Raw genomic sequence first — 17,415 nt, forward strand, 5'->3', positions numbered from 1 at the left:
ATTAATAATTTTATCCGACCTACCGTAAAGGAAACTGCCATGACCAAAATTGTTGCTATCAGTGCGTTGGAAGTGCTGGATTCGCGTGGAAACCCGACCGTGCAGGCGCACGTACGCCTTGCCAGTGGCGCCGTCGGCGAAGCCTGTGCCCCAAGCGGTGCCTCAACCGGTTCCCGGGAAGCGTTAGAGCTACGCGACGGCGATAAGTCGCGTTATCTGGGCAAAGGCGTGCTGAAAGCAGTTGAAGCGGTCAACGGCAAGATTCGTGATGCGTTGATGGGGATGGATGCTCGCGACCAGCGTGGCCTGGACGATGCCATGCTGGCGTTAGACGGTACTGAGAACAAAGCGAACCTGGGGGCGAATGCGATTCTAGCGGTTTCCCTGGCGGCGGCTAAAGCCGCTGCTAATGCCAAAGGCGTACCGCTGTATGCCCACATTGCCGAGCTCTACGGTCAGCCGGGTCAGTACAGCATGCCGGTACCCATGATGAACATCATCAACGGCGGCGAGCACGCGGATAACAACGTCGATATCCAAGAGTTTATGGTGCAGCCAGTAGGTGCGCCCAACTTCCGTGAAGGGCTGCGCATGGGCGCGGAAATTTTCCACGCGCTGAAAAAAGTACTCTCGGCGAAGGGGCTTTCCACCTCCGTCGGCGACGAGGGCGGCTTTGCGCCTAACCTGGCGTCTAACGCCGATGCGCTAGCAGTGATTAAACAAGCTGTTGCTGATGCCGGTTACGCCCTGGGTAAAGACGTTACCTTGGCGCTGGATTGTGCTTCGTCTGAGTTCTATAAAGACGGCCAGTACAACCTTTCCGGTGAAGGCAAAAGTTATGACGCCCAAGGCTTTACCGATTACCTGGCAGGCCTGTGCGCCGATTATCCGATCGTCTCTATCGAAGACGGCATGGATGAATCGGACTGGGCGGGCTGGAAAGCGCTAACCGACAAGCTGGGCGATAAAGTGCAGTTGGTGGGCGATGATCTGTTCGTGACCAATACCAAGATTCTCAAGCGCGGTATCGATGAGCAGATCGGTAACTCTATCCTGATCAAGTTCAATCAGATCGGCTCGCTCTCCGAGACGCTGGATGCTATCAAGATGGCTCAGGATGCGGGCTTTACCGCGGTTATTTCACACCGCTCTGGTGAAACCGAAGACACCACCATTGCCGATTTGGCAGTGGGCACCTGCGCCGGTCAGATCAAAACGGGTTCACTGTGCCGCTCTGATCGGGTTGCCAAGTACAACCGTTTGCTGGTGATTGAAGCGGAGCTGGGTGATGTGACTTACCCGGGTCTGAAGGCCATTAAAGGGCAGTAAAAGCCAATATCGAGCGATTTTTTAGCGGGGCTTGTAAGAGATGTCTTAAGATTTTGTAAGAGATATCTTACAAATACTGACGAGAATCGCTCGATTTGGGTAAAAAACAACGTAATTTTCCATTAATTTAAATTAAAGTTGTTGTTTTTAAAGGTTTTTTAAAAAAAGGGCGAGTCGCTGCGACTCGCCCTTTTACATTTTGGCTTTGTTGAGAAGCTGCCGTGATCTGACACAATATACACAGGACAAGGGGAGGCAAGGATGCTTCAGTCAGGATGCAGCGGGATGTAGGTCAGATGCGCTGGGTGATACAGTGAGGTGAGCCCCGGCAAGGACGTCATCTGAGGAAGTTGATCCAGGGAGTGGTCAGAGGAAGTGCTTGGAGCGGGCGGCCTACGGGCCGCCTTTTTTTGTCTGGAATTTGCCAGTGCAAGTTTGTCTAAACCATAAAAAAACCAGCGTGGACGCTGGCTTTAAGAAAAATGGCACTTGAAAATGGAGCTGAAAAGAGTAACGCGAAATTTAGCGCTCTAATTTCTCAAGCTTACCAGGCTTGCCATCCCACTCTTCGGCGTCAGGCAGCGGATCTTTGCGCTCGGCAATGTTGGGCCATACGTCGGCCATTTCAGCGTTGATCTCAATAAAGGCCTCCTGTCCATCCGGTAGCTCATCCTCGGAGAATATCGCCTCGGCGGGGCACTCGGGCTCGCACAGCGCGCAGTCGATACACTCGTCAGGATGAATGACCAGGAAGTTCGGGCCCTCGTAAAAACAGTCGACCGGGCAGACTTCCACACAGTCGGTGTATTTGCACTGGATGCAGTTCTCGGTAACGACAAACGTCATCTTGCTATCCCTCTTGCAGGGCCGGGATGCTCCCGGCCATGGTCAATCGTGAATGGTTATAAATCAGCCGTTTTTTATAAGCTAAAAGTTTGAGCGACATTCTAGAGGTGCGCCTACCTGTCGGCAAGCGCCATATGATTCCAGTTGGTAGCAATGCCAGTACAGGTTTCCGCGAGGGCGCTGTGAACCCATCCTTGGGCGCTACTTTTTCCATCCTTGGAAAAAGACCCTCGCTCCAACCTGCCCTGGCACTAGAAGCTCACTTATGGCCTTCCAAGTTATGAGCACTATTAGATCAGGTCTCGCCACTGATACAACAGTGATAGCGCTTCCCGCGGCGTTAAACCATCCATATCGACGTTTTCCAACGCTTCGACCACCGGGTGTGGTGCAGCGGCGAACAGATCGTTTTGCTGCGGAGCGGTTCGCGGTGCCTGCGCCGTGTTGTCCACATCGCGCTGCTCCAAACTTATCAGCTTCTCGCGGGCACGTTTAATCACATGGTTGGGTACACCCGCTAATTGCGCCACCTGCAAACCATAGCTCTGGCTGGCCGGGCCCGCTTCGATGCGGTGCATAAAAACAATGCTGTCGCCATGCTCGGTCGCCGTTAGGTGGATATTGGCCACCCCTTCCATATGCTCAGGCAGCGCCGTCATTTCAAAGTAGTGGGTGGCAAACAGCGTTAGCGCACGCCCTTTGGCCAAATGTTCGGCGCTTGCCCAGGCCAGCGACAAGCCGTCAAAGGTGCTGGTGCCACGGCCAATTTCATCCATCAGGATCAAGCTTTGCTGGGTGGCATTGTGGAGAATATTAGCCGTTTCGGTCATCTCGACCATAAAGGTAGAGCGGCCGCCCGCCAAGTCATCCGATGAGCCAATGCGGGTGAATATTCGATCCAGCGGGCCGATCTCGGCGGCGTCAGCGGGCACAAAGCTACCGCAATGGGCCAGTAGGGCGATTAGCGCCGTCTGGCGCATATAGGTCGACTTACCGCCCATATTGGGGCCGGTAATAATCAGCATATGCTGGTCAGGGTTGAGCGTCACGTCGTTGGGTACGAAGGGCGTCTCGCTCACCTGCTCCACTACCGGGTGGCGCCCAGCGTTAATTTGAATGCCTGTGGATTCACTTAGCGTTGGGCGTACCCAGTTCAACGCCTCGGCGCGTTCAGCAAAGGCGCACAGTACGTCCAGCTCGGCTAGCGCTTGAGAGGTGCTTTGTAGCGCGTGAAGGCTGTTGTTAAGGTCGCCCAGCAGTTGGTCGTAAAGCCATTTTTCGCGAGTGAGCGCACGAGATTTGGCCGATAGCGCCTTATCCTCAAACTCTTTGAGCTCAGGAATAATAAACCGCTCGGCATTTTTCAGCGTCTGGCGTCGAATATAGTCGGCAGGCGCCTGCTGGGCTTGTGAACGCGGTAGTTCGATAAAGTAGCCGTGTACGCGGTTGTAGCCCACTTTGAGATTGGCAAGGCCGGTGCGCTCACGCTCGCGAATCTCTAGCTGAATCAGGTAGTCGCCGGCGTTCTCTGCCATGCCACGATGCTCATCGAGCTCGGCGTCAAAGCCATCGGCAATCACTCCGCCATCGCGAATCACCACCGGTGGGTTCTCCACCAGCGCACGGCTGAGCATATCGGCCATTTCCGGGTAGGGGCGAATATGCGGGCGCAGGTTGTCCAAAGCGCTGCCGCTCTCTACCTCGCTAAGCTGCTGTTCCAGTTCAGGCAGCGTTACCAGCGCATCGCGCAGCCGCGCCAAATCCCGCGGGCGAGCGCTATACAGTGCCACTCGGGCCAGGATGCGCTCCACATCGCCTACATCGCTTAACGTCTCGCGCAGCGGCATATAGGCTGCGTCCAGGCTTAACAGCGCCACACCCGCATGACGGGCCTGGACGATCTCACGTTGTCGCAGTGGGCGATTAAGCCAACGTTTGAGTAAGCGTGAGCCCATGGCGGTGGTGCAGGTATCCAGCACGCTGGCCAGGGTGTTATCGCTACTGCCACCCAGATTAATGTCGATTTCCAGATTGCGGCGACTGGCGGCGTCAATCACCACCGCGTCGTCGCGGTTCTCAACACTGATGGCGGTCACGTGGGGTAGGCGTGAGCGCTGGGTGTCCCGGGCGTAATCGATCAGCACCCCGGCAGCAATGAGCGCAGTAGTTAAATGCGCGCAGCCAAAGCCGCGTAAATCCTGCACTTCAAACTGGTCGCATAGGCTGCGGGTGGCGCTTTCCAGGTCAAACAGCCACTCACCCTGACGGCGCAGGCTGCGTTTTTGTGACCAGGCATCGGGTAGCGTCAGGCTTTCGGGCACCAGCAGCTCCGCGGGGGAGAGGCGAGTAAGCTCGGCGAGCATCTCGGCTTCGCTCTCCACTTCCAGCACGTTAAAACGCCCGCTGGAGAGCTCTAGCCAGGCAAGCCCCCAGCTCTCTTTACCGGGGGAGACTGACACCAGTACGTTGTCGCGGCGGGCATCAAGCAGCGCTTCATCGTGGAGCGTGCCGGGGGTGACGATCCGCACCACCTGACGATCAACGGGGCCCTTGCTGGTAGCGGGGTCGCCAATCTGTTCGCAGATGGCCACCGACTCGCCGCCAGCGACCAGGCGGGCTAGATAGCCTTCAGCGCTGTGGTAGGGTACACCCGCCATGGGGATCGGCTTACCCCCCGACTGGCCGCGCTGGGTAAGGGTAATATCCAGCAGCGCGGCGGCGCGCTTGGCGTCGTCGAAAAACAGTTCGTAAAAATCACCCATGCGGTAAAACAGCAGCACCTCGGGGTGCTCGCGTTTGATCTTTAAATACTGGGTGATCATTGGCGTGTTGGGGGGAATGGCCTGTGACATGGGCGTCCTGATTGAGCGTGGCGTAAGCCATCTCGGCTTACGGCATTGGCAATTTCTTTAAGCAAGCTAAACGCAGTATTCTACGCTGAACAGACGACTTACTTGAAGGAGCGACGATAGTGCCCAGCGAAACTAGCCTGAAAAACCTTGATTTAAACCTGTTGGCTCAGCGGCTGGGGCGGCTTTGTAAGCAGTTGGATGTGGAAGTGACTGCTGCTGAATCATGCACCGGGGGCGGTATTGCCAGTGCCATTACCGGGGTGGCGGGGAGTTCTGCTTATTTTACGACGGGCTATGTCACCTACGCGAATGGCGCCAAGACGCGCTTATTAGGGGTGCCTGAGGCCACGCTCGCCGAACATGGTGCGGTAAGTAAAGCGGTGGTTAATGCCATGGTGGCGGGCGCCTGTCGTGAAAGTGGCGCGGGCTTGGCCGTTGCCGTTAGCGGCGTGGCCGGGCCGGATGGCGGCAGTGCTGAGAAACCCGTGGGGACGGTTTGGTTGGCCTGGGGAGATACCGCTGCCCAGGAGGCCGAATGTTTCCACTTCCCTGGTGACCGCCAGTCGGTGCGCGAGCAGGCCGTACGTCAGGCCTTGGTAGGGCTGGTGGCGCGCCTGAATGAGCGCGAGAAGGCGAGCAAGACAAACCCGTCGTAAGCAAAAGGTCCTTACGAAAAAAGGCCCTTATGAAAATAGATGAGAGAAAGCGCGATCAAGGATTTGTTTACGGCGTAATCTTTGGCATACTACTGGCTAATTATACAGCTTGTTATGAGGAATCTCTGAATGGCTCAGGATGACAACCGCACTAAAGCGCTAAACGCTGCACTCACCCAAATTGACCGTCAGTTCGGCAAGGGCACCGTTATGCGTCTCGGCGACGCGCCGCGTGTCGTCATGCCGTCGGTTTCCACCGGTTCATTGGGTCTTGATATCGCACTTGGCATCGGCGGGCTGCCGTTTGGCCGAGTGGCAGAAATTTTTGGTCCGGAGTCCTCGGGTAAAACGACACTGACCCTTTCGGTGATTGCGCAAGCGCAAAAGCAAGGCAAAGTGTGTGCCTTCGTGGATGCCGAGCATGCGCTTGACCCCAGCTACGCAGAAAAGCTGGGCGTCAACCTGGATGATCTACTGATTTCCCAGCCGGACACTGGCGAGCAGGCGCTGGAAATTACCGACATGCTGGTACGCTCCGGCGGTGTTGACGTGATTGTTATCGACTCGGTCGCAGCTCTAACGCCGCGCGCTGAAATCGAAGGCGAAATGGGTGATTCCCACGTTGGCCTACAGGCGCGTTTGATGTCTCAGGCACTGCGTAAAATCACCGGTAATATCAAAAACGCCAATTGCCTGGTGATCTTCATCAACCAGATCCGCATGAAGATCGGCGTTATGTTCGGTAGCCCCGAAACCACCACTGGTGGTAACGCGCTGAAGTTCTATGCCAGCGTGCGTCTGGATATTCGTCGTACCGGCTCGGTGAAAGTGGGTGATGAAGTCACCGGTAACGAAACCCGCGTGAAAGTAGTCAAAAACAAGGTAGCACCACCATTCCGTCAGGCTGAATTCCAGATTCTTTACGGCAAGGGTATCTACCATGCCGGTGAGGTCATCGACCTGGGTGTGCAGTGCAATCTGGTTGATAAAGCCGGTGCCTGGTACAGCTATAAAGGTAAGAAAATCGGTCAGGGTAAAGCCAACTCAGCGCTTTACCTGGAAGAGCACCCGGAGATTATGCTCGAAATAGAAACGCAGATTCGTGAGCAGCTCTTGGCCAAGCCTGATCCTAAAAAGGAGAAGGAAGATGCGCCTGCCGAAGCAGCGGCAGAATTGGATGCGGGTGATGACGATCTGCTTTAAGACGATATTCACTAAGCTAATGCTAGCTAAGATAAGCTGATGGCATTCACCTCCCAGCGCGATGCCACGCCCCGTGACATCGCTATTGGCTTGTTGGCTCGGCGCGAATACTCCCGCGCCGAGCTTGCCCAACGGCTAAAGAAGAAATCCTTCGACGACGACGCTATTGATGAGTGCCTAGACGCTCTGATCGAACAAGGTCTGCAGTCTGACGCTCGCTTTGCGGCCAGTTTCGTCCGTTCACGTATTCTGCGTGGGCAGGGCGTGATCCGTATTAAAGGCGAGCTGCGCCAGCGCGGCGTTGACCAGGAAACCCTCAATAGTGCATTTGAAGAGGTAGAGGAGGGTGAGCAGATCGACTGGTTTGAGCTGGCCCGGGAAACCCTGGCGCGGCGCTTCGATAGCCCCGGTGAGACACCCAAAGAGCGCGCCAGGCGGGAGCGTTTTCTCGCCAGCCGCGGCTTCGATTTTGAGCAGATCCGCTACGCGCTCTCCTGTCTGTAATACGTTTTCTCCAGCCGGTAAAACATCCCCCCTCTTACATTTCTAGTAGCGCTCTAATACGCTGGTCGATCTGGTTGTTCTCATCGTTGTTGCCCTTCTGTCGCGAGTTGTTTGCCTTTCTGCCACTAAGTGCGGCTTTAGTCGTTTGACAACTGCGCTATAATGGCTGCTTTGCGACCCCTGAGGGTAGCGGCAACAGCGCCCTGGGACATCACGCTTTCTTGTTACGGATACCCTATGAAAAGCGCAGAGATTAGACAGGCCTTTCTCACCTTCTTCGAAGAGCAGGGGCATACTATTGTGCCCACTAGCTCCTTAGTGCCGGGCAACGACCCGACGCTGCTGTTTACCAATGCCGGCATGGTGCCGTTTAAAGATGTGTTTCTAGGCCGCGACCCGCGCCCCTACGTGCGCGCCACCTCTGCGCAGCGCTGCGTGCGGGCGGGCGGCAAGCATAACGATTTGGACAACGTCGGCTATACCGCGCGTCACCACACCTTCTTTGAAATGCTGGGCAACTTCAGCTTTGGTGACTACTTCAAGCGCGATGCTATTCGCTTTGCCTGGGTATTTCTGACCGAAACGCTGGGTCTGCCTAAAGACAAACTGTGGGTAACGGTGCATATCAGCGATGACGAAGCCGAACGCATCTGGAAAGATGAGATCGGCATCGATCCCGAGCGTTTTTCCAAGCTGGATGAAGATAACTTCTGGCAGATGGGCGACACCGGCCCCTGCGGCCCCAGTTCAGAAATCTTCTTCGATCATGGTCCAGAGGTTTGGGGTGGCCCGCCGGGCAGCCCGGAAGAGGATGGCGACCGCTATATCGAAATCTGGAACCTGGTCTTCATGCAGTTTGACCGCGATGCTGCCGGCACGCTCAACCCGCTGCCCAAGCCCTCTATCGATACCGGTATGGGGCTGGAGCGGGTCGCCGCTGTGATGCAGGGCGTGCACTCTAACTACGAAATCGACCTGTTCCAGAACCTGCTGCAGGCTGCGGCTAAGGCGACAGGACACCCTGATACCGCTACGCCCTCACTGCGCGTGATTGCTGACCATATCCGCTCCTGCGCCTTCCTGATTGTCGATGGTGTGCTGCCTTCCAACGAAGGGCGCGGTTATGTGCTGCGTCGAATCATTCGCCGTGCAATTCGCCATGGCCACAAGCTGGGCGCGGTTGAGCCGTTCTTCCATAAGCTGGTCGAGGCGCTGGACGCTGAGATGGGCGATGCCTATCCGGAACTGCGTGAAGCGAGCGATCAAATTGCCCGCGTGCTGCTAAAAGAAGAAGAGCAGTTTGCGCGTACTCTGGATCACGGTATGGGGCTATTGAACGCGGCCCTGGCGGAGTTGGACGGCAAGGTGCTGCCGGGTGAAACCGTCTTCAAGCTTTACGATACCTACGGCTTTCCGTTCGATCTCACCGCCGATGTGTGCCGTGAACGTGGCGTTACCCTGGACGAAGAGGGCTTTCAGCAGGCCTTGGAGGCTCAGCGTGAGCGTGCACGGGCGGCTAGCCAGTTTGGCGCCGACTACAGCGCCTCTATTGAGTTGGAGGGCGAAACAGCCTTTACCGGCTACGACCGCTTGGAAGATCAAGCCAAGGTAACGGCGCTGGTCGACAGCGAAGGCAACGAGCTGGCCGCCTTGGAAGCAGGTCAAAAAGGCGTCGTGGTGCTAGACCGTACGCCGTTTTACGGCGAGTCAGGTGGTCAGGTGGGCGATACCGGCTATCTGTATGTCGACGGCGGCCGTTTCCAGGTCACCGATACCCAGAAGCAGAGTGGGCATCACCTTCACCAGGGCATAATGGTTGAAGGCTCGCTAAGTGTCGGAGCCAGCGTGCGCGGCGAAGTGGACGCCAGTCTGCGTACCGCCACCCTCCGCAACCACTCGGCCACCCACCTGCTGCACAAAGCGCTGCGTATGGTGCTGGGCGATCACGTACAGCAGAAAGGCTCGCTGGTGAATGCCGAGCGCCTGCGCTTCGACTTTAGCCATTTCGAACCGATGACCGCCGAGCAGCTGGCGGAGGTCGAACGGCTGGTTAACGAGCAGATTTTGGCCAATGCGCCGACCAAAACCGAGCAGATGAGCCTGGACCAGGCCAAAGCCAAGGGCGCTGCGGCACTGTTTGAGGCCAAATACGCCGACAACGTGCGCGTGCTGACCATTGGCGCCGACGACTTCTCTATTGAGTTGTGCGGTGGAACCCATGTGGCGCGTAGCGGCGATATTGGCTGTTGCCATGTGATAAGCGAAGTAGGCATTGCTTCCGGCGTGCGCCGTATCGAAGCAATCACCGGCGAAAATGCGCTGGCCTACTTCCGCGAGCAGGAAGCCCGCCTTGAGCGCCTTGGCGAACGTTTGAAGACCAAGCCAGAGCAGCTTGAAGCGCGGGTAGAATCACTGGTTGAGCGTAACCGGAGCCTGGAAAAAGAGCTTGAGCAGCTTAAGGCCAAATTGGCCAGCGCTGCGGGTAGCGACATGCTGAGTCAGGTGCAGGAGATCAACGGCGTTAAGCTGCTGGCAACGCAGCTGGATGGCGTGTCAGGCAAAGATCTACGCGGCGTCCTTGATCAGCTTAAGAACAAGCTCAGCTCCGGGGTGATTATCCTTGGCGTTGCCGACCAGGCGGCGGGCAAGGTGAGCCTGATCGCTGGGGTCACCCAGGATCTGACTGGCCGTGTGAAAGCCGGTGAGCTGGTTAACCATGTCGCCTCTCAGGTAGGCGGTAAGGGCGGAGGCCGTCCTGATATGGCCCAAGCGGGAGGTAGTCAACCCGACGCCTTGCCGGATGCGTTGAAGAGCGTACCGGCATGGTTGGAAAACGTTCTTAGCTAAACCTTAAGGCCGGTGGCATTATTGCTACCGGCCTTATTATTTATTTAAAACTTATAACACTTTCACCCTCCATTCCCGAACGCATAGGAAAAACGGCATATGGCACTATACGTACAGAAGTTCGGCGGCACTTCGGTGGGCTCTGTCGAGCGTATCAAGGCCGTAGCGGAAAAGGTTAAGGGTTTCCGCGACCAGGGCCATCAGGTAGTGGTCGTGGTCTCCGCCATGAGCGGCGAAACCAATCGCCTGACCGATATGGCCCAAGCGCTTAACGAGGATCCGGCACCGCGCGAGATGGATATGCTGCTGTCGACCGGTGAGCAGGTGACTATTTCACTGCTCGCCATGGCGCTTCAGCAAATCGGCGTGCCGGCGACGTCGCACACTGGTGCCCAGGTAGGCATTCATACCGATAGCGCTTATACCAAGGCGCGTATCCAGCGTATCGAAACCGACGACCTGAAGGCCGACCTTGAAGCTGGGCAGGTCGTGGTTGTGGCTGGGTTCCAAGGGGTCGACGAAGACGGCAATATCACGACGCTGGGTCGCGGTGGTTCCGATACCACAGGTGTGGCGCTAGCCGCTGCGCTCGGCGCCGATGAGTGTCAGATTTACACCGATGTTGACGGGGTATACACCACCGACCCCCGCGTATGCTCAAAGGCACAGCGCTTAACCAGCATTACCGTGGAAGAGATGCTTGAGCTGGCCAGTCTCGGCTCTAAAGTGCTGCAGATCCGCGCGGTAGAGTTTGCCGGTAAGTACAACGTGCCCCTGCGGGTGCTGTCGAGCTTTGAAGACGGCCCCGGTACCCTAATTGTTGCAGAAGCTGACCAAGACGAGGACGCTATGGAAGAACCACTGATCTCCGGTATCGCCTTTACCAAGAATGAAGCAAAACTAACCCTGCTCAATACGCCGGATGTACCAGGGGTAGCTTCGCGCATTCTAGGTCCCATTGCCGATGCCAATATCGAAGTTGATATGATCGTGCAGAACGTGGCGCCGGCCGGTGACTATACCGACTTTACCTTTACCGTTGCTAAGGGCGATTACAAGGCCACTAAGAAGCTGCTTGAAGAGACGGTGATTCCTGATTTGGGCGGCGGTGAGCTGCGCGGCGACGACAATATTGCTAAAGTGTCTTTGGTCGGTGTTGGTATGCGTTCTCATGCGGGTGTGGCATCTAAAATGTTCCGCGTTCTAGCTGACGAGAATATCAATATCCGTATGGTCTCTACCTCTGAGATTAAGATCTCGGTTGTGATTGATGAGAAACATATGGAACTTGCGGTTAACGCATTACACAAAGCTTTTGGCTTAGATAAATCAGATATCGAATCTGAATAACATTTATGCCTTAAACCTTCTACGCTGAAGGGGTACTTGCTGCCGTGTGGTGGTGAGCTTTCTTTCAACGGGAGGTTAAGGTGTCATGGAGCCGGAGTCATTGGTGACAGGCAGCGCTATGCCGCATAATGGCATGGTGTTGCCTCCGGCTGACATATCCCGTTGCATAAAACGTCTGAAAAGGAGATCAGCCATGCTCATCCTAACTCGCCGTGTTGGCGAAACCCTGATGATCGGTGATGAAATCACCGTCACCGTTCTAGGTGTGAAAGGCAATCAAGTACGTATAGGCGTTAATGCGCCGAAAGATGTGGCAGTTCACCGTGAAGAGATTTACCAGCGGATTCAGCGTGAACGAGACAGTGAAAACGAAGTGGAATAAGACTTGCGGGCTTGCATGATGAAACGATGCTTAAAGCGTAAGCTTATATGTAAGGTATGGCCGGTGCGAAAAAAAACCTTAGGGGACTAGACACAAGAAAGCTAAATCGGTAATATTCGCGCCGTGCCGTTGAGGAGAGGTGGCCGAGTGGCTGAAGGCGCTCCCCTGCTAAGGGAGTATAGGGTTTATAGCCCTATCGAGGGTTCGAATCCCTCTCTCTCCGCCAATTGCATGTTAGAAGGTATGCGCCCGTAGCTCAGCTGGATAGAGTACCTGACTACGAATCAGGGGGTCGGAGGTTCGAATCCTCCCGGGCGCGCCACCTTCCTAGAAGCTGCTTTTCAGTAGTCGTAAGTATGCTGGTGGATTTTAGTCCTAGCAGAATTAGCATTAGCAAAATATTACGCGCCCGTAGCTCAGCTGGATAGAGTACCTGACTACGAATCAGGGGGTCGGAGGTTCGAATCCTCCCGGGCGCGCCAGATTCCAAAACCCGCTCTCTTATCGAGGGCGGGTTTTCTGTTTCCAGCCTTATTACCTGTTCTTGGTCTAACCGCCTATTTTCAAGCCTGACCGGCTAAGGCTCGCACCCCGGTCTTGCGATCGTGTGTAGCGCCCCCGCTTTGCGGTAGGGCGCTTTTTTTTGCCTCGATCAAGTGGTGGCCTAAGCTAGCGCGACGTGGTGATCGTCAACCACGAGGCTGTCGAGCAGTTGATCCAGCTCGGTGAGGCGCTTCACACGCTGAAAATTTTCTTCGGCTTCACTACTGCCTTGGCGCATTTGGGCGAGCCACTGCTTCACTAGAGAGACCACGACGCGGTCAGGCAGCTGCTGGCGCTGCAGGGCGGCGTACTCTTTGAGTACGCTGGCGCGCATGGCCCAGCTGCTTGCGGGCAGTCGCTCGCCGGTTTGCAGCCAGTGGCGTATACGTGGCGCCAGCCAAGGGTCGGCCAGTGCGCTACGCCCTAGCATCACATCGCGGCACCCGGACAGCGTGCGGGCCTTCCAGTAATCTTCCAACGTCCAGATATCGCCATTGGCGACAACCGGGATATTCACCTGCCGGCGAATTTTGCCGATCCACTCCCAGTGCGCCGGTGGGCGGTAGCCCTCGTCTCGGGTGCGCGCATGCACTACTAGCTGCGCGGCGCCGCCCGCTTCAGTGGCCTGGGCGCAAGCAACCGCTAAACGGCGATTGGCGAAGCCCAGGCGAATCTTGGCGGTCACCGGGATTGCTCCCTCTAAAGCGTCGTGAACGGCTTTAACTGCCTTATAGACGCGATCCGGCTGGCGTAGCAGCGAGGCGCCGCCATCGTGCCGGTTAACCAGTTTGGCAGGGCAGCCGAAATTAAGGTCGACGCTCACTGCGCCTAAGCTAAGCGCCTGGCGCGCGTTGGCGGCCAGAGCAGCAGGGTCTGAGCCCAGCAGCTGTAAGTGCACGGGAATACCGCTCGGCGTTGCGACAGGCGGTTGCGTAAGCTCGGGGCAGTGCTTATAAAACACTCTGGGCGGCAGGCGAGCATCCACAACGCGGACAAACTCGGTAACCGTCCAGTCGAACCCGGCGTGACGGGTTAACAGGTCACGAGTCAGTGCGTCGATTACCCCTTCCATCGGGGCTAGGCCGATTCTGCCGTTTTGTAGTAAATTAACAACCATGACTTCCACTATCGCGCCATTGCATTCTATTCTGGGTGTGGCAGGTTAGTGTATTCCCCTTACTGAGCCAAGCGCCTTTCGTCGTATTGGCGTAATGATGTGCGTAAAACAGTGCTTGAACGGTACTTTAAGAAAGGAGAGCGTCTTATGCAGGATCAAGAACTATTACAAGATGGGTTAGCATTGATGGCGCTTGGTATGGGCGTAGTGTTTGTTTTTCTTACAGTTTTAGTTATTAGCGTCACGCTGATGTCGAAGCTTATCGGGCGTTTTCAACCTGTTCCCGTCGCTGTTGATTCGGGTAAAAAAGCCTCGCAACCTTCGGCCCCCTCTGATCAAAGTGACGAGGTCATGGCAGTGATCTGTGCTGCAGTGCACCGTTATCGCACAACGCGACGTCGCTAACTTTCTCAATTTTTTCCATTTCAGCCCTCTTTTGGCTATTTTTTTGTTATTTTTACTACAAACTTACAACTCTCTACTGTGAGCCAAGACCATGAACGAAATAAAACGCCCTCTAGGCATTACCGATGTCGTGCTGCGCGATGCCCATCAATCGCTGTTTGCCACGCGTATGCGCCTGGACGATATGTTGCCGATCGCCGAAAAGCTGGATCGCGTTGGCTACTGGTCGCTGGAAACCTGGGGTGGGGCTACCTATGACGCCTGCATTCGTTATTTGGGTGAAGATCCGTGGGAGCGCATTCGTGCGTTAAAAGAGGCCATGCCCAATACCCCGCAGGCCATGCTGCTGCGCGGGCAAAACCTATTGGGCTACCGCCACTACGCCGATGATGTTGTCGATAAGTTTGTTGAGCGGGCGAAAACCAACGGCGTTGATGTCTTCCGTGTTTTCGATGCCATGAATGACCCGCGCAATTTAGAGCGCGCCATTCAGGCGGTGCGTAACGTCGAAGGTCACGCCCAGGGCACTATTTCTTACACTGTGAGCCCGGTACATACCCTGGATAGCTGGGTCGATCTCGCCAAAACCATTGCTGGCTTAGGCGCAGATTCATTGGCTATCAAGGATATGGCGGGGCTACTGACGCCCTATACGGCATTCGATTTGGTCACCCGGCTCAAGAAAGAGCTATCGATTCCGGTGCACCTGCACTGCCACGCCACCACCGGCCTCTCTACCTCAACCATTTTGAAGGCGGTGGAAGCAGGCATTGATAATGTCGATACCTCGATTTCGTCCATGTCGATGACCTACGGTCACAGCCCCACCGAGTCCGTGGTGGCCATGCTCAAAGATACCGGCCGCGATACGGGGCTGGATCTTGAGCTATTGGAAGATATTGCCGGTTATTTCCGCGAAGTGCGCAAGAAGTACGCTGCTTTTGAAGGTTCGCTGCGTGGTATTGATTCGCGCATTCTGATTGCTCAGGTGCCGGGCGGCATGCTGACCAATATGGAAGGCCAGCTCAAAGAGCAGGGCGCGGGCGACAAGCTGGACGACGTGCTGAGCGAGATTCCCCGCGTCCGCGAAGACCTTGGCTTTATTCCGCTGGTAACGCCCACTTCGCAAATTGTCGGCACCCAGGCGGTGATGAACGTGATGATGGGCGAGCGCTATAAGTCGATCTCCAAGGAAGTTCAGGCGCTGCTCAAAGGTGAGTACGGTGCCGCGCCAGCGCCCTTCAATGCTGAGCTGCAAAAGCGCGTGCTGGAAGGCGGCGAGCCGATTACCTGTCGCCCGGCGGATAATCTTTCGCCCGAGATGGACAAGCTGGCCACCGAACTGAAAGACAAAGCCAGCGCTGAAGGTATCCGCTTGGCCGAAGGTAAGCGCGAAGTGGATGACGTACTGACCTATGCCCTGTTTCCGCAGATTGGTCTGAAGTTCCTTAAAAATCGCGACAATCCCGACGCCTTTGAGCCTGTCCCCCAAGCAGCTGAAGCAAGCGCCGAAAAGACACCCGCCAAGGTGGAAAGCAAAGCGCCGGTCGCTAGCAGCGGCCCGGAAACCTATACCGTGAAACTCAACGGCAAAGCCTTCGTGGTAGAGGTCTCTGAAGGCGGTGAGCTGGGCGAAGTGCAAGAGCAAACTGCCTCTGGCACGGCGTCGGCCCAGCCATCCTCTAGCGAAGCGCCTGCGCCGAGCGGTGGCGGTAGTGGAGAAAGCATCGATGCCCCGCTGGCCGGTAATATCTTCAAGGTGAATGTACGCCCCGGCGACAACGTCGCAGAGGGCGATGTGGTGATCATCCTTGAAGCGATGAAAATGGAAACCGAAGTGCGTGCCAGCAGTGCAGGCACTGTGTCTAAGGTTAATGTCAGCGAAGGCGATAGCGTCGCCGTAGGCGACACGCTGATCGAGCTCTAAGGGCCCAATAATGGATAAATTAGTAACGTTATGGGAAGGCTCGGGGCTGTACAACCTGGAGCTTGGCCAAGCGGTGATGATGGTCGTGGGGCTACTGCTGCTCTACCTGGCGATCTATAAGAAGTTTGAGCCGCTGCTGCTGGTGCCTATTGGCTTTGGCGGCATTCTCGCCAATATCCCTGAGGCCGGGCTGGCCATTTCAGCGCTCGACCAAGCGATTGAGGTTGCCAAGCCTGCAGTGCTGCAGCAGATGGCGGCAGCGCTGGGTGCAAACCTCGATCCGCTATCGAACTTAGACGCCTGGCGGGAGTCGTTAAAATCACTAGCCCATGAGGGGGCTGCGCCTGATCAGGTGCGTGCTGCACGGGATATCGCCATGAACGTTGGGTACGGCGATGGCATGCTTTATAGCTTCTACAGTGTGGCGATTGCCTCGGGTATTGCTCCGCTGATTATCTTTATGGGCGTGGGCGCCATGACCGACTTCGGCCCGCTGTTGGCCAATCCACGTACGCTGTTTTTAGGTGCAGCGGCTCAGTTCGGTATTTTTGCCACTCTGTTTGGCGCCGTGTTGCTCACCTCAATGGGGGTGATGGACTTCTCGCTTAATCAGGCCGCCGCCATTGGTATTATTGGTGGCGCCGATGGCCCGACCTCCATCTACGTCTCCAGCGTGCTGGCGCCGGAGCTGCTGGGGGCTATCGCCGTGGCCGCCTACGCCTATATGGCGTTGGTGCCACTGATTCAGCCGCCGATTATGCGTCTGTTGACCACCCAGAAAGAGCGTGAGATCAAGATGACTCAGCTGCGGCCGGTCTCCAAGCTGGAAAAAGTGGTCTTCCCACTGGTGCTGTTGATTCTGGTCGCGCTGTTTCTGCCCGATGCCGCTCCGCTGCTGGGCATGTTCTGCTTCGGTAATCTGATGCGCGAGTGCGGTGTGGTAGAGCGCTTGTCGGATACCGCGCAAAACGCCCTGATTAATATCGTCACGATTATCCTCGGCCTGTCGGTAGGCTCCAAGCTGATGGCTGAGAGTTTTCTGTCGTTCGAGACGCTGGGGATATTAGGCTTGGGGATTGTTGCCTTTGGCATTGGCACGGCCGCCGGGGTATTGATGGCCAAGCTGATGAACCTGATGAGCAAAATGCCCATCAACCCCTTGATCGGCGCCGCGGGGGTATCTGCTGTGCCGATGGCCGCGCGAGTGGCTAACAAGGTGGGGCTTGAGGCGAACCCGCATAACTTCCTGCTGATGCACGCCATGGGCCCCAACGTGGCGGGTGTGATTGGCTCGGCAGTCGCCGCAGGCGTAATGATCAAGTACCTGGGGTAACGCTTAAGGCAGGTGTTCACCGCCTGTTTTAATAGTGGGTCAACAGAGCGCGGCATACTGACACTTTCGGTATGTCGCGTTTTTTATAGGCGTGTTGTTTAGTCTAGAGGGGATGTTGAGT

The 17,415-nt window shown here is 56.2% G+C and carries 13 protein-coding genes and 3 tRNA genes; 13 read left to right on the plus strand and 3 right to left on the minus strand.

The window, feature by feature from the left end:
• Nucleotides 1–39: 39 nt before the first annotated feature.
• On the plus strand, nt 40–1,329 hold the full coding sequence (gene eno, locus U738_RS01925; RefSeq protein ID WP_035576778.1) for a phosphopyruvate hydratase: 1,290 nt from the start codon (nt 40–42) through the stop codon (nt 1,327–1,329).
• A gap of 522 nt (nt 1,330–1,851) precedes the next feature.
• Here eno and fdxA read toward each other — a convergent pair.
• Nucleotides 1,852–2,175, minus strand: a complete 324-nt coding sequence (fdxA, locus tag U738_RS01930; RefSeq protein ID WP_035576779.1) for a ferredoxin FdxA — start codon at nt 2,173–2,175, stop codon at nt 1,852–1,854.
• A gap of 290 nt (nt 2,176–2,465) precedes the next feature.
• Nucleotides 2,466–5,027, minus strand: a complete 2,562-nt coding sequence (gene mutS, locus U738_RS01935) for a DNA mismatch repair protein MutS (protein WP_035576781.1) — start codon at nt 5,025–5,027, stop codon at nt 2,466–2,468.
• A gap of 116 nt (nt 5,028–5,143) precedes the next feature.
• Here mutS and U738_RS01940 point away from each other — a divergent pair, with 116 nt between their 5' ends.
• From U738_RS01940 to U738_RS01980, 9 genes are all read left to right on the plus strand, one after another.
• On the plus strand, nt 5,144–5,683 hold the full coding sequence (locus tag U738_RS01940; protein WP_035576783.1) for a CinA family protein: 540 nt from the start codon (nt 5,144–5,146) through the stop codon (nt 5,681–5,683).
• A gap of 129 nt (nt 5,684–5,812) precedes the next feature.
• Complete coding sequence (gene recA / locus U738_RS01945) at nt 5,813–6,886, plus strand: recombinase RecA (protein WP_027957359.1); 1,074 nt, start codon at nt 5,813–5,815, stop codon at nt 6,884–6,886.
• A 39-nt stretch (nt 6,887–6,925) separates the two neighbouring features.
• Nucleotides 6,926–7,390, plus strand: coding sequence for a regulatory protein RecX (locus U738_RS01950; protein ID WP_035576785.1), 465 nt, complete (start codon nt 6,926–6,928; stop codon nt 7,388–7,390).
• Nucleotides 7,391–7,627: 237 nt separating this feature from the next.
• Nucleotides 7,628–10,237, plus strand: coding sequence for an alanine--tRNA ligase (gene alaS / locus U738_RS01955; RefSeq protein ID WP_035576787.1), 2,610 nt, complete (start codon nt 7,628–7,630; stop codon nt 10,235–10,237).
• 99 nt (nt 10,238–10,336) lie between these two features.
• Nucleotides 10,337–11,587, plus strand: coding sequence for an aspartate kinase (locus U738_RS01960; RefSeq protein WP_035576789.1), 1,251 nt, complete (start codon nt 10,337–10,339; stop codon nt 11,585–11,587).
• 193 nt (nt 11,588–11,780) lie between these two features.
• Complete coding sequence (gene csrA, locus U738_RS01965; RefSeq protein WP_035576792.1) at nt 11,781–11,969, plus strand: carbon storage regulator CsrA; 189 nt, start codon at nt 11,781–11,783, stop codon at nt 11,967–11,969.
• 133 nt (nt 11,970–12,102) lie between these two features.
• Nucleotides 12,103–12,195, plus strand: a tRNA-Ser gene (locus tag U738_RS01970).
• Between the two features lie 19 nt (nt 12,196–12,214).
• Nucleotides 12,215–12,291 (plus strand) — tRNA-Arg (locus U738_RS01975).
• A gap of 83 nt (nt 12,292–12,374) precedes the next feature.
• Nucleotides 12,375–12,451, plus strand: a tRNA-Arg gene (locus U738_RS01980).
• Between the two features lie 182 nt (nt 12,452–12,633).
• On the opposite strand, the gene U738_RS01985 is transcribed toward U738_RS01980, so the two are convergent.
• The gene (locus tag U738_RS01985) at nt 12,634–13,629 is read right to left on the minus strand and encodes a tRNA dihydrouridine synthase (protein WP_231896759.1); all 996 of its coding nucleotides are present in this window, start codon (nt 13,627–13,629) and stop codon (nt 12,634–12,636) included.
• Between the two features lie 147 nt (nt 13,630–13,776).
• On the opposite strand from U738_RS01985, the gene U738_RS01990 reads away from it, so the two are divergent.
• The 3 genes from U738_RS01990 (at nt 13,777) to U738_RS02000 (ending at nt 17,294) form a co-directional block, all read left to right on the plus strand.
• Nucleotides 13,777–14,034 carry an OadG family protein gene (locus tag U738_RS01990; protein ID WP_035576795.1) on the plus strand — a complete coding sequence of 86 codons (258 nt, stop codon included), beginning with the start codon at nt 13,777–13,779 and terminating at the stop codon, nt 14,032–14,034.
• Between the two features lie 91 nt (nt 14,035–14,125).
• Nucleotides 14,126–15,961 (plus strand): sodium-extruding oxaloacetate decarboxylase subunit alpha, encoded by a 1,836-nt coding sequence (gene oadA, locus U738_RS01995; RefSeq protein ID WP_035576797.1) that lies wholly within the window; start codon nt 14,126–14,128, stop codon nt 15,959–15,961.
• Between the two features lie 10 nt (nt 15,962–15,971).
• A complete protein-coding gene (locus tag U738_RS02000; protein WP_035576799.1) occupies nt 15,972–17,294 on the plus strand; it encodes a sodium ion-translocating decarboxylase subunit beta in 1,323 nt (440 codons plus the stop codon).
• Nucleotides 17,295–17,415: the final 121 nt, after the last annotated feature.

Origin of the sequence: Halomonas sp. TG39a, from assembly GCF_000744395.1 — a bacterium.
Taxonomy (GTDB): domain Bacteria; phylum Pseudomonadota; class Gammaproteobacteria; order Pseudomonadales; family Halomonadaceae; genus Vreelandella; species Vreelandella ventosae_B.